Source organism: Dyadobacter crusticola DSM 16708 (assembly GCF_000701505.1).
Classification (GTDB): Bacteria; Bacteroidota; Bacteroidia; order Cytophagales; family Spirosomataceae; genus Dyadobacter; species Dyadobacter crusticola.
Genome location: NZ_JNJB01000021.1, coordinates 1 through 17,436, shown reverse-complemented (window position 1 = coordinate 17,436; position 17,436 = coordinate 1). Strand labels below are relative to the sequence as shown.

Sequence of the window (17,436 nt, the reverse complement as noted above, 5' to 3'; positions counted from 1 at the left end):
GGAAACTCATGAATAAGGAACCGATCGTTATTGTATCTTCTCCGAATATTGCACGTGAAACGCAGCCGCAGAGCATTTCAGAACTGCTGACCAAATGCATTTTCTATTGGCCGGTTTTTGTTGTGAGCTTGTCTGCTGCGCTTGCAATTGCGTTCCTGTATATCAAAACAACGCCGCCGGTTTATGAAGTAACAGCCAAACTTCTGATTAAAGACGAGAAAAATGCGAGCGTAGAAAAAACACCCCTCGAAAAGCTGAACGTCTATGAAAAGCCGAAGACAGTTGAAAATGAAATTGAGGTTCTCAAGTCAAGGGAATTGATCGGACGAGTCGTTAAAGATCTGCAACTATGGATAAGCTACACAGAGAAAAAGACCTTGGGCAGCCAGGAGCTGTATAAGAATGGCCCTTTTGCTTTTCAATTCATTTCAGGTATAAAAGACTCGCTGTACTCGAAGAAGTTGGAGATCTTAATAGAAAGTAAGGACAGTTATAGCGTAAGTGGATTAGGAAGTAAATCTATTTCCGCAAACTTTAAAGACATAATTGTCACTAATGATTTCAAGTGGAAGCTGTCCAAAACTCCTGCCATAAAAAATTACATTGGAAAGAAAATTGAGATCACCTTTACGTCTCCAGAAAAAGCAGTTGCGGATTATCAAAAGGGAATCTCAGTCTCCCTTGTAAACAAGTTGGCTCCCGTTGTCGAACTTAGCATCGACAATACCCTTCCCGAGCGTGGAAAAGACATACTGAATAGTTTAATGCGCGTCTATAACGAATCCTCATTGGAAGATAAGAACAGGATCACGATGAGCACACTTAAGTTCATCGACAATCGCCTGTCATCTCTGACAGGTGAGCTGGTCAGTGTTGAAAAAAGTGTCGAAGGATTTAAGAGCAGTCGCGGTGTAACCGATATTTCATCAGAAGCGAAAGTCTTTCTCCAAAACGTCCAATCAAATGATACAAGGCTGAATGACGTTAATGTACAACTTGATGTAATCTCAGGAATAGAACAATATGTGGCTTCCAGCAGCAACGCCGGAAATCCACCCGCAACACTCGGCATTTCTGATCCGGGGCTGGTTAATCTGGTTGAACAACTTAGCGCATTTCACCTCCAAAAAAATCGGCTACTCGCTACCACACCGGAAGAGAATCCTATTTTTGAGCCGCTTAACAGACAGATAAAAACAACAGAGAATGCAATTCGTGCCAATGTGCGGGCAATTAAAGGATCGCTCCTGGCAACGAAGGCGCAATTGCAGGGAAATAATTACAAATTCGAAAAATCAATTAAGAATATTCCGGGTCAGGAAAGACAATATACAAGTATCAAGCGTCAGCAGGAAATCAAGGAGAATTTGTATGTATACCTTCTTCAAAAGAAGGAAGAGATTGCATTAAGCTACGCTTCTACTTTAAATGATGCGAAGATTGTAGAAAGCGCTTATTCGGATGTACCCAAGTCGCCCAAAAAGCCGCTGGCTCTTGCAATTGCACTCCTGTTCGGGCTCGTTGTTCCTGCGGGCTCAATATTCGCGATCGGCATTCTGCGCGGCCGCATTAATAACCGAAGTGAAATTGAAAATACGGTTTCCATTCCTGTAATCAGCGAAATATCTCATCAGAAAGGGAAAGACCCGCTGATTTCAGGGGACAAAAGTAACTCTCTCATACTGGAACAATTCAGGGCGCTACGAACAAGACTTCAACATATTCACAGCACCGAACAGCATGGAAGGGTGACACTCTTCACGTCCAGCGTGGCGGGCGAAGGAAAAAGTTTCGCAGTGAGTAATCTCGGAATTTCACTCGCAGCATCAGACCGAAAAACGATCATCCTGGAACTTGATTTGCGCAGACCAAAAATTGCATCGCTGTTCAAATTACCAGCCAATCATCCGGGAATTTCTGAATATCTGCGGGGCGAGGTAATGGAGAATGAAATCATTCAAACTACCAAGCAAGCGGCTAATCTGTTCGTAATCGGCTGCGGTGAAATACCAGAAAATCCATCCGAACTTTTGGAAAACGGGAAGCTAGAAAAATTGATCGACTACTTAAAGCAGGAGTTTGACGATATTCTTATCGACACTCCTCCTGTGCACCTCGTATCCGACGCACTTATCATAGATTATCTGAGTGAAGCCACCATGTATATCATTCGACAAGGTTTCACATCAAAGAACGAGCTGGCCTTTATAGAAGAGCTCAATAAAGACAGCAATTTCAAAAACATGAACATCATATTCAACGGCATTAATCGCCGGAAACACGGATATGGATATAAGTATGATACTGCTTATTACAGGTGAGATATAAGTCACCAATCCATTGAATTTTCGGCAAAATCCCGCCCCCGATATATATACTCAACAGCGACTATTTAAAAGCCTTAATGCGTAATACCATCGACAAATCGGATTCAGGTGTTGTCAGCAAGTTTAGCACTCTGATCAATAATCCAACCATCAGAAAATATGCGTTCAACACGTCCTGGCTGTTCAGCGAACAGATCCTGCGGATGGCGGTCGGACTTTTCGTTGGTGTTTGGGTTGCCCGCTTTTTAGGACCTGCGAATTTTGGAATACTGAACTATGCGCAAAGCCTGGTCGGACTATTTGGCGCAGTGGCTACGCTGGGGCTAAACAATATTGTAATCAGAGAACTGGTAAATAAGAAAGTAGATGAAAATCTACTGCTTGGCACTGCCTTCGTAATGAAGTTAGTCGGTGCATTTGTAGTAATGACTTTGCTGGCAATCACCATCAACATCATTCCGACCGACTCCTACACAAAGTTGATTGTTATGATCACGTCGGCATCTACCATTTTCCAAAGTGTCAACGTAATTGACTTCTACTTTCAGTCCAAAGTCCAATCTAAGTTCGTTGTATATGTCAACTTCGTAGTACTGCTGATATCCACTTTATTGAAGCTGCTCTTTTTATTCCTGAAAGCATCGGTCGAGGTATTTGCCATTATTGTGGTAGTTGAAACAATCGTCTCCGCTATCGGTCTTATCTACTTCTACAAAAAGAATAAGGCTGATATCCGACAATGGAAATTCAATACAAATGTCGCCGTAAAATTATTAAGGGACAGCTGGCCGCTGATACTTAGCAGTATTTCCATCTCGATCGGAATGAGAATTGACCAGGTCATGCTTAAAAGCTACATCAATGAAACGAGCGTCGGATACTATGCAGTCGGGGTAAAGTTTGCCGAGATATTCAATTTCATTCCGATGCTGATAAGCCAATCCATTTACCCCAAAATTATTGAAATGGATCTTGTCAAGGAGCGTAATAAGTTGATTGCAATGCTCCGGTATATATTTATGGCCCTTGCATTGTTGGGAATAGGTGTGAATATATTTTCAGGATTTGCAGTCAATCTGCTATACGGAGCAGAATATGAACCAAGTATCGCAGTAGTGAACATCCTGATTTGGTCCATTCCATTTACATTCCTGAATATTGTCACAAGCACAATCCTTCAAAAACTGAATAAGAACTCTACAATTCTTATCAGACAACTTATCATAGCTGGTATTAACATACTGGTCAACATGTATCTTATTCCGAGATACGATATCGCAGGCGCGTCAATGGGAACATTGATCGCAGATATGTCGCTATTCATTTTTGGTTTCCTGATTCCAAATGAACGCGCAATATTCTTTCTGCGATTAGAAGCACTGTTGTTTATCAAAACCGACAAAATCGGGAAGCTTATCTAACGAACTTGAAGATGAAGATTTTAACCGTCGTTTACGATCTGGATAAGGGAGGTACGCAAAGAGCAGCTCAGAACTTTTGCGAAGCATATCAGATTCTCGGACATGACAGCCAGCTGCTGGCAACACAAGCAGGTGGTCCCCGAGAGATTGAGCTTCATGCACTCGAAATTCCGTATTTCGTTGGTTTGACAGACGATTTTATCAAACATGTAAAAATATGGCAGCCCGATATTGTACACCTGCATTCCCATTCACTTGTCAAAGAGGAAGTGCTTGCATTGAAGCAATATTGTCAATCGGCAAAGTTTGTTGAGACCAATGTATTTAGCGAACCATCATCATACCCTGAGGATATTCTGGAATATAGCTTTCAGCTTTCAGAATGGTGCCAATATTTGTACCTGCTGCGCGGCGGATCTGAGAATAAAAGTGTCATTGTACCTAATCCGGTTAAGACCGCACAATTTAAACGCCCATCTAACATTGAAATAGCTGAGTTTCGCAATAAATATAGTATCCCTGAGAATGCATTTGTTATCGGCCGCATCGGACAACGACATTATGCAAAATGGTCGCATTATTTAATTGAGCTTCTTGACCGACTTCTTAAAGAAGTGAATGCCGACACTTACCTTGTTCTCGTAAATGCCAGAGAAGAATTGCTGGAGTATGCTTATGCCCGCAACCTTCATCACCGAATCATTAATATTGATTCAATTCATGGTGACCTCGAATTGTCGAGATGCTATTCAGCTATTGACGTGTTTATGCACATCAGCAGCCAGGGTGAGAGTTTCGGATATGCTTTGGCAGAATCCCTTTTGTGTGAAACTCCCGTTATTGCGCTGAATACACCCTGGTCAGATAACTCGCAAAGTGAAACAATAGGTCACGGGATTGGCGGTTATTGTGCCAATTCCAGGGAGGAGCTGTTTGAATATACAAAACAGCTCTTTCATGCCAAACTTCTACGGCAGAAACTCGGATCTCAGGGAAGAGAGAAAATCATTACTGACTACGATTATGTTGCAGTCGCCCAAAAGGGTTTACAGATTTTGTCGGGAGTAAGACAACCAAAAACCAAGGTGATTATCAATAAACTACCCGCGATTCAACATTTCGATTTTATAAAGAAAGTGGCAGTCAGCTTACTGTTGTGGGTAAAGTTTAGAAACGCCGGAACAGCTAGGGTAACAAATTATTTGCTACGGAAGCTTTACAAACATGAGATATTCTACTCGTAACAAAACAATCCCCCAATGAAAATCCTCCACATAACTTGTTTTGATAATGGCGGCGCCGGCACGGCGGCAGTGCGGTTGCATAAAGGACTCCTGAATTTAGGTATTGAAAGCAAAGTCTTGGTGTTAGAGAAAAGAACAGATACACCGGAAGTGTATGCATTTCAGCAAACTAACAAGTACTTTGTGTTGTTTCAGAGGATTCTAAAGAACCTCGGGTTTCCACTCACACTTGAACATTCCAACGACAACCGTTCAAGAAAATTCAAAGGTGATTTCGATTATTTTTCGTTTGCAAAAACGTCATTTACTGAGCTTGTTAATCACCCATTGGTTGAAGAATGCGATGTGGTTAATCTGCATTGGGTCGCAAATTTTCTCGACTATCAAACATTTTTTAATAAAATAAACAAGCCTGTTGTGTGGACACAACATGATATGAATGCCTTTCAGGGCGGATTTCACTATAAAGACGATGATATCAGGAACAGGGAAATTCTTTTCGAAGCAAATGATGAACAATACCAATGTAAACTGAAAGCTCTCAACCAGTTGCCAGACGATGCGCTCACCGTTGTTTCCCCATCAAGGTGGATGATGAAAGAAGCATCTGAGTCGGAAATATTGGGCAGATTTTCGCATACGGTCATCCCGAATGGAATAGATACCTCCGTGTTCAACAATAAGAATTCAGCAGAGTCAAACTTGAAGAGCAAACTGGGCCTAAATCCTGACAAAATAACCGTCTTATTTGTATCAGAAAGTGTAGCAAACCCACGAAAAGGATTCGACTTTATTGCCAGTCTTACCGCCGATCAATTGCTAAGACAAAGTTGTGAATTCGTAGCTGTCGGCAATATAAAAAGTGGGCAGAAATTGCCAGGAGTGAAATACCTGGGCAGCATTCATTCTGAAATGCTACTCAGTGAAATTTATAGCGCTGCCGACTTTTTTCTACTGCCAAGTCGTGAAGATAATTTGCCGAATGTTATGTTGGAAAGCCTGGCATGCGGCACCCCGGTTGTTGCGTTTTCCGTTGGCGGTATGAAGGACCACATTGTAAACGGATACAATGGAATGTTATCCAATGAGCTCTCAGGCCGTGGCCTTCGTGAAGTGCTGGCGAAATGCATCAATCGAACAGCTGAATTTAACCAGGATACAATCTCAACCGAATCCAGGAAGAAATTTAGTCTTGAAAGGCAAGCCAAATCCTATGTTGCTCTCTACAAGAAAATGACACAAATACTTGTCGATTGATATGCATAGTTCTATTATAAGTACTCCTCAGCCAAAAATCCAGGACCCATTAATTGCTGTAATAGGAAGGCTGGCCGTGATGATGGTGCTAGGACAATTTACATTTTCCAGATACCCAGCACCTGTAATCGCAGTGTCACTAGTAGTTATTGGCGGGCTGTTTTTCGAATCTCTTTACAGGAACAAATACCCAACATTTCTTATCCAGCTTTTTATATGCAATCATTTTATGTTTGGATATGAAAACGGAGGTATTTATAATATGGCGGCGTCGTTGTCACTCATTACGTATCTCGCCTTCTTTAAAAATTCCTTTTCGGCACCTTCATCTGTGGGCGCGATGTTGATCTCCTTATTAGCCGCTCTACTGATTATCCAATTTATTAGCCTGCTCAACAATAATGCAGGTACTCAAACAAAGTTGGCAGCCGCATTGATATTCACTAATCTGTTATTTCTCTTCTTCTTTGCATCAAAAATCCAGCTCTCCTACCCGGATTTAAAGCGGTTCATTGAAGTAGTCGGCATATTTTTCTTCTACAGTTTTGTAGTATCTATCAATCAAAAATATGAACTGTTTGCATCTCCATTCGAATTTTTTCCCAGCCTGAGTGCTGCCGAAGAATATGAAATGGGTATCCTCCGCAGCACAGGTGTTCTAAATAATTTTGAGTTTTACGCTGAATATTCAATTTCCTTAATCGCGCTGGTGTTACCGGCAGTTCTAAGTGGCTCGTCGAAAGCTTATGGGCAGAAATTCTACTATTTCTGTTTCGCAATCATCTTTATAGGTGTTCTATCCATCATATTCTCAGGCACCAGGTCTTCTGTATTGCTACTGCCTGCTGTGACGCTTTTGACATCCGTCCTCTTAAACAAACGCCTCAAAATAAAGGTACTTCTTTATGGCGCGGTACTCGCTTCTGCGTTCGCAATCGTAAACGCCAGTGCTGGATGGATTGACTTTGACGTTTTTTCAAAACGGAGTGAAAACGTGGATCTGAAAAATCTGACATTAGAAAAGATCCTGAGCGGCGAAGAAATAAACAGAGGCGGAATTTTCGCGTACGGCATCAAAAAAGCGGGTGAAAGCCACCTGCTATTTGGTGAAGGTTATTTCACAAACAGAAGCCAATACATCAAGGTACATTTTGATAAAACCGGTGATGATATTATCCCGGATTATCACAACCTGTACATGAGTGTTATTGTAATATGGGGATATTTAGGAGGCATTATATTTCTTTCCTTATTTATAATAAGTCTCGTCAGAGGTTATCAACTCTATTTCAGAGTGCGGCAATATAATCTGTTTGCGATAGATATCTTACTCGGATTTAATCTTCTGTTTACCTTTTTACTGATTAACCAGTTTAAAATTCAATTCATCCGGGATGCCAATTACTTCTTACTTACATTGTTGTTCCTGGTGATTTATAATGCAGTCATTACACTCTTAAAAAATAGTACGTTTCTTGTACCACAAGAAAACGCAACCAAGAATATGATAATAGATATAGATGTAACAAAATACGCGAACTCTTATCTGACAAGTGAAACGCAATTTTAAATCAACAAATTTGTATTCAGTGCACAGAGACAAAATAATCAATGGAAAGTAAAACTAGCCTCGTTTACCTGACAAACGTACCTGCTCCGTATCGTGAGAGAATGCATGAGATACTTGGCCAGGATACGTCCATTTCGTACAGTGTGGTCTATTGCGCACAATTGGAACCAAACCGGACATGGAAACTTGAATACGGAAATTATCAGAAGCACTTTTTGAAGGAAAAGTCAAAAACATTTAAACATAATAACTTAAATGTATGGCCTTTACTTAACGTACTGAATCCGGATATTTTATTAATTACCGGCTTCAATCCCACGATGCTTTATGGTGTGATCTGGGCCTTACTAAGAGGGCGTAAATTGATTGTCTCTCTCGACGGGACTTACGAGTCAGAGAAAGATTATTCAATTTTTCATAAACTGGTCAGAAGAGTCATATTCCCTTTTACCAAAGCGTTTGTCGGACCGAGCAATGGATCGGCAGAACTATTCAAAAGCTACGGAGTAAAATCCAGGAAAATTTTTAAAAGTACTTTATGCATTGATAACAGCCGGTTTAAGTCACCTGAAATTCAAAGCAGAGAATATGATATTATGTTCTCCGGACAGTTTATTGAGCGGAAAATGCCCGGCTTCTTTGTCGAAGTGGCCAACGAGTTGAAGAAAACACATCCTGCTCTCAGGATATTAATGGTCGGTGATGGTCGTTTAAGGCAGTCTGTACTTGCAAGAATGGATGCGTTGAAACTGGATTATGTATTCACCGGTTTTCTGGATCAGCAATCCCTTTACTCCTGCTATCCAAAAGCAAAGCTTTTTCTTTTCCCAACCCTTCACGATCCCTGGGGAATTGTAGCAAATGAGGCGTGTGCAAGCGGGACGCCTGTGATTACATGCAGTAATGCAGGTGCTGCTGATGATCTGGTTATTGATGGAGTGAACGGATATATTCTTCCATTAGACGTAAAAGTCTGGGCTGAGCAAATTGTGAAATTATTATCTAATGAAAATCTGATCCAGCAGTTTTCCGACCAGGCTGTGAAGAAAGTCCAGGCCTACAATCATTTCCAGGCTGCAAAGGGAATACTGGATGCAGTCTCTTTTACTTTGTCGAAAAATACTTTAACCCCTTCGCATGAAATCTAGCATTTTATTTGTCTTACACATACCACCACCGGTGCACGGTGCTGCAATGGCTGGTACGTTTATTCGTAATAGTGCATTGATCAATGATGAATTCGATACAACATATATCAACCTTTCCACTTCCACGCATTTAAAGGAATCAGGAAAAGGAAGTTTTAAGAAGCTTGGTGCATTACTGAACATTCAGTACCGCGTGATCAGCGCATTGATCAGGCGAAATTATGATTTGTGCTACGTTACATTGAATGCAAGCGGTCCCGGGTTTTATAAAGACATGCTGATCGTTGCGATATGTAAACTTTTCGGAAAGAAAATCATTTACCATTTTCACAACAAAGGTGTTGACACTTCAAAAAAGACGCGGATAAACGATTTTCTTTACCGGTATGCATTCAATAATGCATTCAGCATTCTGATCTCTAAATATCTTTATTCCGATGTCAAGAATTATGCAAAACAATCCAATGTATTTTTCTGTGCATACGGCATTCCGGAAAGTACGGAGACGGCGAAAGTACACACGCAAATAGCTGAATCTGAAAGCCCTTGCCGCCTTTTATTCCTGTCCAACATGATGCAAGAAAAGGGGGTATATGTACTTGCCGAAGCTTGCAAGATTTTAAAAGAACGCGGCCTGCAATTTGAATGTAATTTCGTAGGTGCCTGGTCGGATGTTACCAAGGAAGCTTTTGAGATTAAGGTAAAGGAACTTGGCCTGGAAAAGATGGTTTTCGGCCACGGGGCAAAATACAATAGCGACAAACTTGCTTTCTTTAACAACTCCGACGTTTTCGTTTTTCCCACCTATTATCATTACGAAACTTTCGGCATTGTAAATCTCGAAGCAATGCAGCATAGCTTGCCAGTAGTCTCCTGCCCGGAAGGTGGTATTCCCGATATTGTTGTAGATGGACAAACCGGCTATCTGGTACCGCAAAAAGATGTGAACGCATTAGCTGACAAACTTGAAATCCTGATTCTAAACCCCGAGCTCAGAAAAGCAATGGGGAAAGAAGCAAAAGCGAGATTTGAACAGTATTTCAGACTCGAAACTTTTGAAACAAACATCAGGGACATACTCAAAACTGCGATTGCAGAAAACCCATCATAGTATTCTCAACTTATCACAATACAAGCTTAAATAATTATGGAACTTCAAGGATACAAAAGTACAAACGTTCTGAGCTACGAGGTATTTTCGGCTTCTTTGGATATCATCAGGGCAGATGTTAAAAAGCTGCTTATCAATACTTTCAGTCCTAACTCGTACGGTATTGCTCTGCAAGACCAGGAATTTGAGAAGGCGCTCAAAGGCTCCGATCTCCTGGTGTTAGACGGTATTGGAATAGCGCTTGGAAGTATTCTGCTTAATGGGAAGAATATCAAAAAAATCGCTGGTCAGGACTGCTTTGACTATCTCGTTGCCAAGGCCAACGAACATGGCTGGAAAGTTTTTTTACTGGGGTCAACAGAAGCGACGCTGCAAAAAATCACTCAGCGATTAGGTCAGGAATATCCGCGGGTGATCACTGCAAGTTATTCGCCGCCCTATAAAGCCGAGTTTTCAGATGAAGACAACGCTCGAATGATTGAAGCAGTCAATGCATTTCAGCCTGACATCCTTTTTATAGCAATGACGGCTCCAAAGCAGGAGAAATGGGGTTACCAGCACCGTGATCTTGTGAATGCGCGAATTCTGTGTGCTGTGGGCAATGTATTTGACTGGTATGCCGGAAATAGTAAGAGACCTGCGCCAATATGGATCAAGCTGAGACTGGAATGGCTGGTCAGAATTTTTCTAAGACCGGAAATTTTCAGGAGAAATACGAAGAACCAGCTCGCTTTTGTTAAGGATCTGCTTCTTCATATTTCTTACCTTAAACGGATTAAATCATAAGTCGCGATGATCGGTTGCGGATTCTTATTCTCTGGTGTCAACCTTGTAGTTTCCCTGGAAATATAATTCTCCGCCCGAATCCACATTGATTTTTTTCGCAGCGATATTTTGACTGACAGATATGGTATGTCCCCGGTTTATTTTGACCAAATCATTTGAATCGGGAACTCTGCCATGGGACCATATCGACTTTTCGCCCCAGGAGCCGGAGCCAATCGTTTCGACTATATTGGAAAAAAGGGAAACGTTTTTGAAGCTTTTGAAAAGTACAGCATCTGTTTTGGGACTTTCGGCTCCAAACCAGTTGCTGAGAATGTCAGAGTAAACGCGCCGGAAGTCTATCTGCATGGCGATATCGTAGTTATTGTCCCCTGAGCTTGCCAGCGGCGGCACCAGATCTTTGGCAAGATCAGGGTTTGTACCAATGTTCTGCCGCTTTATACCGGTTCCAAAAACCAGCATCGGAGCGGCGATGCCGTGATCGGTTCCTTTGGAAGCATTTGAAGAAGCGCGGCGGCCGAAGTCGGAAAATGTCATTCCTATGACACGGTCTTCTGTACCCTGCAACTTCAAGTCCTGCTGGAAAGCAGATACTGCACCAGAGAGTTTGCTCAACAGGCTGGCATGCGCCCCATTTGAAGTATCATTCGGATCGACCTGCTCTGAATGCAGATCGAAGCCGCCAAGCTCCACATAGTAGATCTTGCTTTGCAGGCCTCCGTGGATCAGCCTGGCTACTATTTTAAGCTGTTCCGCAAGTTCGTTTCCGTTTTCGGGATAGCTCGCCATATTTCTCCCAGCCTCAGACGCCCGCTTGATCTGGGCACCGTAACCGATCGAGAGTACCTGCTGCTCCCTGACGTATTTGATCAGCTGACCGGAATAGCAACACGGCAGATCATCCACGGGAATGTTGGTTTGTGTTCCCACTAGTTGGTAAAATTCGTCCGGCGTAGCCATTACAATGCCCATTGACTGCCGCTTCCCCAGCAGACTTGTACTCGCGATGTGCCCGATTTGTATCGCCAGCGGATCTTTCATGTTATCATTCGGATAATTTTCCGGGTAGCCGGGAAACCTGTCTTCCAAATACCTTCCTGCCCAACCCGTTGACGCGTATTGGGTCGCGTCAGATCCGGTCATGTAGATATCAGTGGAGCGAATGTGCGAAAGATTGGGGTTCGGGTAAGAAACAGAATGAACAATAGCGAGCTTACCTTCTTTATAAAGCTGCTGCATGCCTGTCATGGCGGGATGCAGTCCCATTTCCTTACTGCTACCCAGCGTCAGCACTTTATTTTCAGGGATAGCGATGTTACTCCGCAGCGACTGGTAGCGCGAATAGTGCTCCACCGGAATCACCATATTCAGGCCGTCATTTCCGCCATTGAGATAAATGATCACTAGTACCCGGTCCGGATTGGCGGTAGCTGCCTCGTGAAGTGAATTCACAAGTGCCGAGTTTCTTGCAAATGCTTTTACACCAAATCCATTTAACATTACCGGCAAGACCATCGAGGAAGTCGCCGCAAGAAAATCTCTTCTGTTAATCGTTGACATTGTCAAAAAATTTGAAATTCAGCCATGCTCATCATATACTTCATTACCGCTTCCAGCCGCCATAAAATCCCGCTTCTGGTTTCCTGATTCGGATTTCTCCGGTAAGCGTTGAATTCAAATTCCCAAGTTTTCCGGGGGGCTGAATACATCATGATCTTGTCAATTAAAAATTCCTTCTGTGAAGGGAATAGATCATGAACAAAGAGGTTTTTACTAAACGCTTCGAAGACTTGCTCGCAGGTGATGCAGGGAGTGCCCTCCACATCAGAAAAGTTGGGCTGCAAAGAACTAACCCACTTCACCAGATCAATACCTATTTTGTAACCTGGATAGATTTCCGTTGGATAAACCATCTGATCTGTAAACATCCGGCGCATTCCAATACTTGCAGAATTGATCCAGTTGACAGAATACCCGGTTTGATAATAAGGCAGAGATCCGAAAACGAGAGGCTGGTCCAGCAGGTTCAGCTGCATCGGGTACATTCGCCAATGTATGTATTCCACATACTTTTTGAATGCCATATATTCCCGCTTCATGTCAGGGACCGGCTGCTTAAAAAACCGCATACAGCCCACCAGCAACTCCGCAGGAGATTTGATGATGGAGCCAATATTATCAGGATGATAGAAGATCTCGCTTGAAAGCAGTTTTCTCAGCACGGGCTCTAATGCAAAGTTGTTTTCTGCACTGGCAAAAAAGTTGGCGAGCGGTACAATTACATTATTCTCAATGTCCGGCGTCACATCTGTATTGACATACCAGCGGTAGAGTTTCCGGCAAATGAACCTGGGACATTCGGGATGGCTGGTCAGCATATCAACCAGGTCGCTAAGCTCCTCATTTCCGGCATTCGCCCCTGCCCTACCTTTTATTGTGGTGTTATTATAATGGTCGGAAAACTTCTTGTCCCCGGTGTCGTGCCGGTCTGGGTTGAATACAGTCCTGGCCGCAGCGGAGCCGTGGACAGACTCATTCTCTACCTGCCAGCCGGTCAGCAGTCTGGCGGCGGCTTTTACGTCTTCATCTGTATAATTCGGATTGTTGGCATAATCCCGCTGACCTACGGTAAAGAGTTCCTGCAATTCCCTTGCATAATTCTCGTTCGGGTGATCCTTCTCGTTCTGGTTTCCATTCTGGTAGATGAGCATTGCTGCATCTTTTGTAATCTCAGAAACGAGCGTCTTGAAATTACCGAGACTGTTCTTCCTCAGTAAAGCGATATACTGATATGAAAGCCGGTAGTCAGTAACGACGGCTTGTGTGGTTACAAAATGGTTTTGCCAAAAAGCAGTGATCTTTTCCAGTACCGAAGGCTTTCCATTCTGCTCGGCCATCAACCCTATCCACCAGTACTTCACATAAAAGCTGTATTCGTTGCTCTTACCGTAGTCGAACGGTTTATCAGTAAACGTCTGACCAGCAATGGGAGAAGCATCGTCCATCACCACGGGCGGAGCGGGAGAAAGCGTCAAAGCCGCGTTTTTAATAAGCGCATCAATGGCCTCGGAGGCCGACAGACCTGTAAAATCAACGATCTCTTCCGGCGTGGGCCCGAAGGTAGCACGTCTGAGCAGATGCGCCGCATTCCTGGCAGAAAGCGGTTGCGAGAAGGGGTCTAGGTAGGGCATGGTATCGAAAAAGGGGCACCGGGTAATGTGCTAATGTTTAAGTTAAAGTATTTCTATGTTTAATAATGACAAATTCTAAACACAAGACCATCTTCCGAAGATATTAATTTTTAGCTGAATCCAACGAACAACTACAACGCATTTGTAAACTCATTATACCATATCAGATCTACTTGCAGTGAGGTGCGACACATAGTACTATACCAAGCGTCTCTGCCGAGAACTAAAAAGTGTTAGTGCCAGACCTGCTTTTTACATCTAATGCATCTTTCCAAAGAAGTACTAACAAAAACCATCACCGGAAAAACTTTCATAACTTTGTAAAAAAAAGTTGTCTGATTTTACTCAACATTCAATAAGTCTAAATGAAAAAGGCATTGATTACCGGGATAACCGGGCAGGATGGTTCTTATCTGGCAGAGCTCTTACTGAGCAAAGGATACGAAGTACACGGCATTAAGCGCCGCAGCTCTTTGTTCAATACGCAGCGGATCGACCATATTTACGAAGATCCACACGAGAAAAATGTGCGTTTCCATCTTCACTATGGTGATCTGAGTGATTCTACAAACATCATCCGGATCATTCAGGAAGTTCAGCCGGACGAAATTTACAACCTGGGCGCGATGTCGCACGTACAGGTAAGTTTTGAAGAGCCTGAGTACACTGCCAATGTGGACGGTATCGGCACCTTGCGGATCCTGGAAGCGGTTCGTTTGCTGGGATTGACCAAAAAGACCAAAATCTACCAGGCTTCTACCTCAGAGCTTTACGGTCTGGTACAAGCGGTGCCACAATCAGAAACAACCCCTTTTTACCCACGCTCGCCTTACGCAGTTGCGAAACTGTACGGTTACTGGATTACAGTGAACTACCGCGAAGCTTACGATATGTTTGCAGTGAACGGGATTTTGTTCAACCACGAATCTCCATTGAGAGGTGAAACTTTCGTAACCCGCAAAATCACCCGCGCAGTCGCACGTATCGCATTGGGCTTGCAGGATAAGGTTTATCTGGGTAACCTGGACGCACAACGTGACTGGGGCCACGCCAAAGATTTCGTAGAAGCGATGTGGCTGATCCTGCAACAGGATACCCCCGAGGACTTTGTGATTGCAACAGGTATTACCACCCGCATTCGCGAGTTTGTGAAAATGGCTTTTGACGAAGTAGGTATCGAAGTTGCATTCACAGGCGAAGGTGTTGACGAAATTGCAACCGTAGTTGCATGCAACAACCCTGATTTCCAGATCGAAGTTGGCAAAGAAGTAGTAGCTGTTGACCCAAGATATTTCCGCCCGACAGAAGTGGAACTGTTGATCGGAGATCCAACGAAATCGATGACAAAACTGGGCTGGAAACCTATATATGACCTGAAAGCACTGGTTAATGATATGGTAGCGGCTGACGTGACCCTGTTCAAAAAAGACAGGTTACTCGAAAGTAGCGGTCACCGTGTTCCAAACTATTACGAATAAGAAATCTATTAAATACAAAGGCCCGGAGGCAAGTGCACTGCTCCCGGGCCTTTGTATTTAATAAGCTTTTAAATTTTTGGTTTATAGCAGAGTTTCTTAGAATGCAGGCCTCCTTGATCAAAAGATATGTGGTGTTTAACGATAAATTAGGATACTTATAGTGACTTATGTATACTAATTTGCCTGTTTGCTCGATACTTACATACAAGTATTTTGATATATTTGTCCACTATTCAACGTTACCCTTCAAGCCTTAGATGAAATTCTATGTTTCCCTGCTGATGACAACTAGCCTCTTGTGTTGCAAAGCAAAGAAGGATGAGCAAAAATCGACAACCGAAATTCTGCAAAGCAAGGAGGTTGCTGCTTACAGGGAGGATACTAGCCATGCTCTACAAAAATCAAAAGTGGCTTTGCCTGGCGTAAATTTTGGCATATCTCTAAAAGAATACCAATCCGCCAACAAATACATGTTACAAGGTTTTGGTTCCAATACCTATTTTGTCAAGCCTTTCTTCGATAACGAATCAGAACTGTTTAAAATTGAGCTTTCTGGTCTTAGTCGAAATGCATCTTACTCTGATACAAAGCTTTGGGAGGATCATACTAATCTGGTCAAGTTCTTCGAGGCGGATAACGGAGCCCCGAAGATTTTAGCTGTTGCTCCTAAATTAACTGAAATAAAACCAGGTGAGGTTAAGTGGACGCATTCATGGTCCATATCCTCAAAGCGGATCAAAGTCGGTATTGCCGAGGGAACTACAGGGGAAACGTATGAGGTTAAGGGTTGGGTTTACGACAAATCTATGCTTGATAAGAAAAAAGCTGCCGATTCATTGATGCTACACCCTGAGAAAAAAGCGACACGTAAATTGAGGAATAAGCTTAGGCACATGAAAAAACAGAAGAATAAAGGATCTTGAGTTGTGGTATTAAAATTCTTAAGAAAATGGGCGCTCGATATCAAGAGCGCCCATTTATATTTACGGGTTATTTTTAGCTTATTTTGTGAGTACAATTCGCTTGCTCTCCGTTTTAGCACTTGTTTTAAGCGTAAAGATGTATATACCATCTGCATAGCGACTCAAATCAATCGACTCACTCGCCTTGCTTCCAGTACCAATTTCTGTCTTTTGCCATACTACCCGGCCTGTCGAACTTACGATAGACAAGTTCGCTTTGACATCTTTATCCAAACTGTACTCAGCTGTTATTTTCCCTGACGTCGGGTTTGGTGCCACAGTAATCTCTATATCTTCTGGCTCTTCAACGGGCATAAACGGAGCAATTTCGGGTGTCGCTATCCTGGCCGAAGAAGCGCAGGTAATAACCCTCGGTGATCCTGGTATAATGTAATTAGTCCCTTTCACCCGCAGGCTGATGGAATGAGTTACTCCATCCTTCAAAACTGATGGGGTCGACAAATTAAAGCCATAATTTCCAGTTCCATAACCTTTGTTCTTAATGTCTTCGCGATACAAACTTGCAGTAACAGTACCAAAGATCGTGCTACCCTCCATGATTTCAACCGTTAGGGTTTTGTCCGGATAATTCTTATCCCATGCCCAGCCCTTGATCGTAGCACAGCTCAGGAAATCAAAGCCGCCCCCGTAAGAAGCTGGCAAGGCGCAGTTCACAGATTTTGGAGAGCCTGTCAGGACCGTACCTGGGCCTTTAATGCGCACACTCAATGAATGTGTCGCGCCATCTTTCAGCACTGCTGGCGCAGGTATCGAGAACCCATAATTACCTGTGCCAGTACCAGCTGCCTTTAAGTCTGACCGGTAAGCATCCGCTACAACAGTGGCCAGGATCGTACTGCCCTCTAACACCTCAACTGTCAAGGCTTTTTCAGGATAATTCTTGTCCCACGCAAAGCCCTTGATGAAGTTACAATCCGCGC

Annotated in this window: 13 protein-coding genes; 10 read left to right on the top strand and 3 right to left on the bottom strand. The window is 43.0% G+C overall.

Translation table 11 applies throughout. The features are described 5' to 3' along the window. Positions 1–8 precede the first annotated feature (8 nt). The 8 genes from Q369_RS0120270 (at position 9) to Q369_RS0120235 (ending at position 10,864) form a co-directional block, all read left to right on the top strand. Positions 9–2,321 (top strand): GumC family protein, encoded by a 2,313-nt coding sequence (locus tag Q369_RS0120270; RefSeq protein WP_051664163.1) that lies wholly within the window; start codon positions 9–11, stop codon positions 2,319–2,321. Positions 2,322–2,404: 83 nt separating this feature from the next. Beyond that, entirely contained in the window at positions 2,405–3,748 is a 1,344-nt protein-coding gene (locus tag Q369_RS0120265; RefSeq protein ID WP_051664162.1) for a flippase, read from the top strand. Between the two features lie 11 nt (positions 3,749–3,759). Continuing rightward, on the top strand, positions 3,760–4,992 hold the full coding sequence (locus tag Q369_RS0120260; protein WP_031529596.1) for a glycosyltransferase family 4 protein: 1,233 nt from the start codon (positions 3,760–3,762) through the stop codon (positions 4,990–4,992). Between the two features lie 15 nt (positions 4,993–5,007). Beyond that, positions 5,008–6,249 carry a glycosyltransferase gene (locus tag Q369_RS0120255; protein ID WP_031529595.1) on the top strand — a complete coding sequence of 414 codons (1,242 nt, stop codon included), beginning with the start codon at positions 5,008–5,010 and terminating at the stop codon, positions 6,247–6,249. A gap of 229 nt (positions 6,250–6,478) precedes the next feature. Further along, positions 6,479–7,819 carry an O-antigen ligase family protein gene (locus Q369_RS0120250; protein WP_169739268.1) on the top strand — a complete coding sequence of 447 codons (1,341 nt, stop codon included), beginning with the start codon at positions 6,479–6,481 and terminating at the stop codon, positions 7,817–7,819. Between the two features lie 41 nt (positions 7,820–7,860). Then, positions 7,861–8,967, top strand: coding sequence for a glycosyltransferase family 4 protein (locus tag Q369_RS0120245; RefSeq protein WP_035333725.1), 1,107 nt, complete (start codon positions 7,861–7,863; stop codon positions 8,965–8,967). Beyond that, the gene (locus Q369_RS0120240) at positions 8,957–10,078 is read left to right on the top strand and encodes a glycosyltransferase family 4 protein (protein WP_031529592.1); all 1,122 of its coding nucleotides are present in this window, start codon (positions 8,957–8,959) and stop codon (positions 10,076–10,078) included. Before Q369_RS0120245 ends, Q369_RS0120240 begins: the two co-directional genes overlap by 11 nt. Positions 10,079–10,114: 36 nt before the next feature. Next, positions 10,115–10,864: a WecB/TagA/CpsF family glycosyltransferase gene (locus Q369_RS0120235; protein ID WP_035333724.1), complete on the top strand. Its 750-nt coding sequence runs from the start codon at positions 10,115–10,117 to the stop codon at positions 10,862–10,864. A 24-nt stretch (positions 10,865–10,888) separates the two neighbouring features. Here the strand turns inward: Q369_RS0120235 and Q369_RS0120230 are convergent, their stop codons facing one another. Both Q369_RS0120230 and Q369_RS0120225 read right to left on the bottom strand, forming a co-directional pair. Beyond that, complete coding sequence (locus Q369_RS0120230; protein WP_229206903.1) at positions 10,889–12,424, bottom strand: DUF1501 domain-containing protein; 1,536 nt, start codon at positions 12,422–12,424, stop codon at positions 10,889–10,891. A 2-nt stretch (positions 12,425–12,426) separates the two neighbouring features. After that, on the bottom strand, positions 12,427–14,055 hold the full coding sequence (locus tag Q369_RS0120225; RefSeq protein ID WP_031529589.1) for a DUF1800 domain-containing protein: 1,629 nt from the start codon (positions 14,053–14,055) through the stop codon (positions 12,427–12,429). A gap of 365 nt (positions 14,056–14,420) precedes the next feature. Between Q369_RS0120225 and gmd the strand changes: the two genes are divergently transcribed. Both gmd and Q369_RS0120215 read left to right on the top strand, forming a co-directional pair. Then, positions 14,421–15,533: a GDP-mannose 4,6-dehydratase gene (gene gmd / locus Q369_RS0120220; protein ID WP_031529588.1), complete on the top strand. Its 1,113-nt coding sequence runs from the start codon at positions 14,421–14,423 to the stop codon at positions 15,531–15,533. A gap of 257 nt (positions 15,534–15,790) precedes the next feature. Then, entirely contained in the window at positions 15,791–16,456 is a 666-nt protein-coding gene (locus Q369_RS0120215; RefSeq protein ID WP_031529587.1) for a hypothetical protein, read from the top strand. Between the two features lie 78 nt (positions 16,457–16,534). Here the strand turns inward: Q369_RS0120215 and Q369_RS0120210 are convergent. Then, positions 16,535–17,436: T9SS type A sorting domain-containing protein (locus tag Q369_RS0120210; protein WP_031529586.1), on the bottom strand; the 902-nt coding region annotated here is incomplete at its 5' end.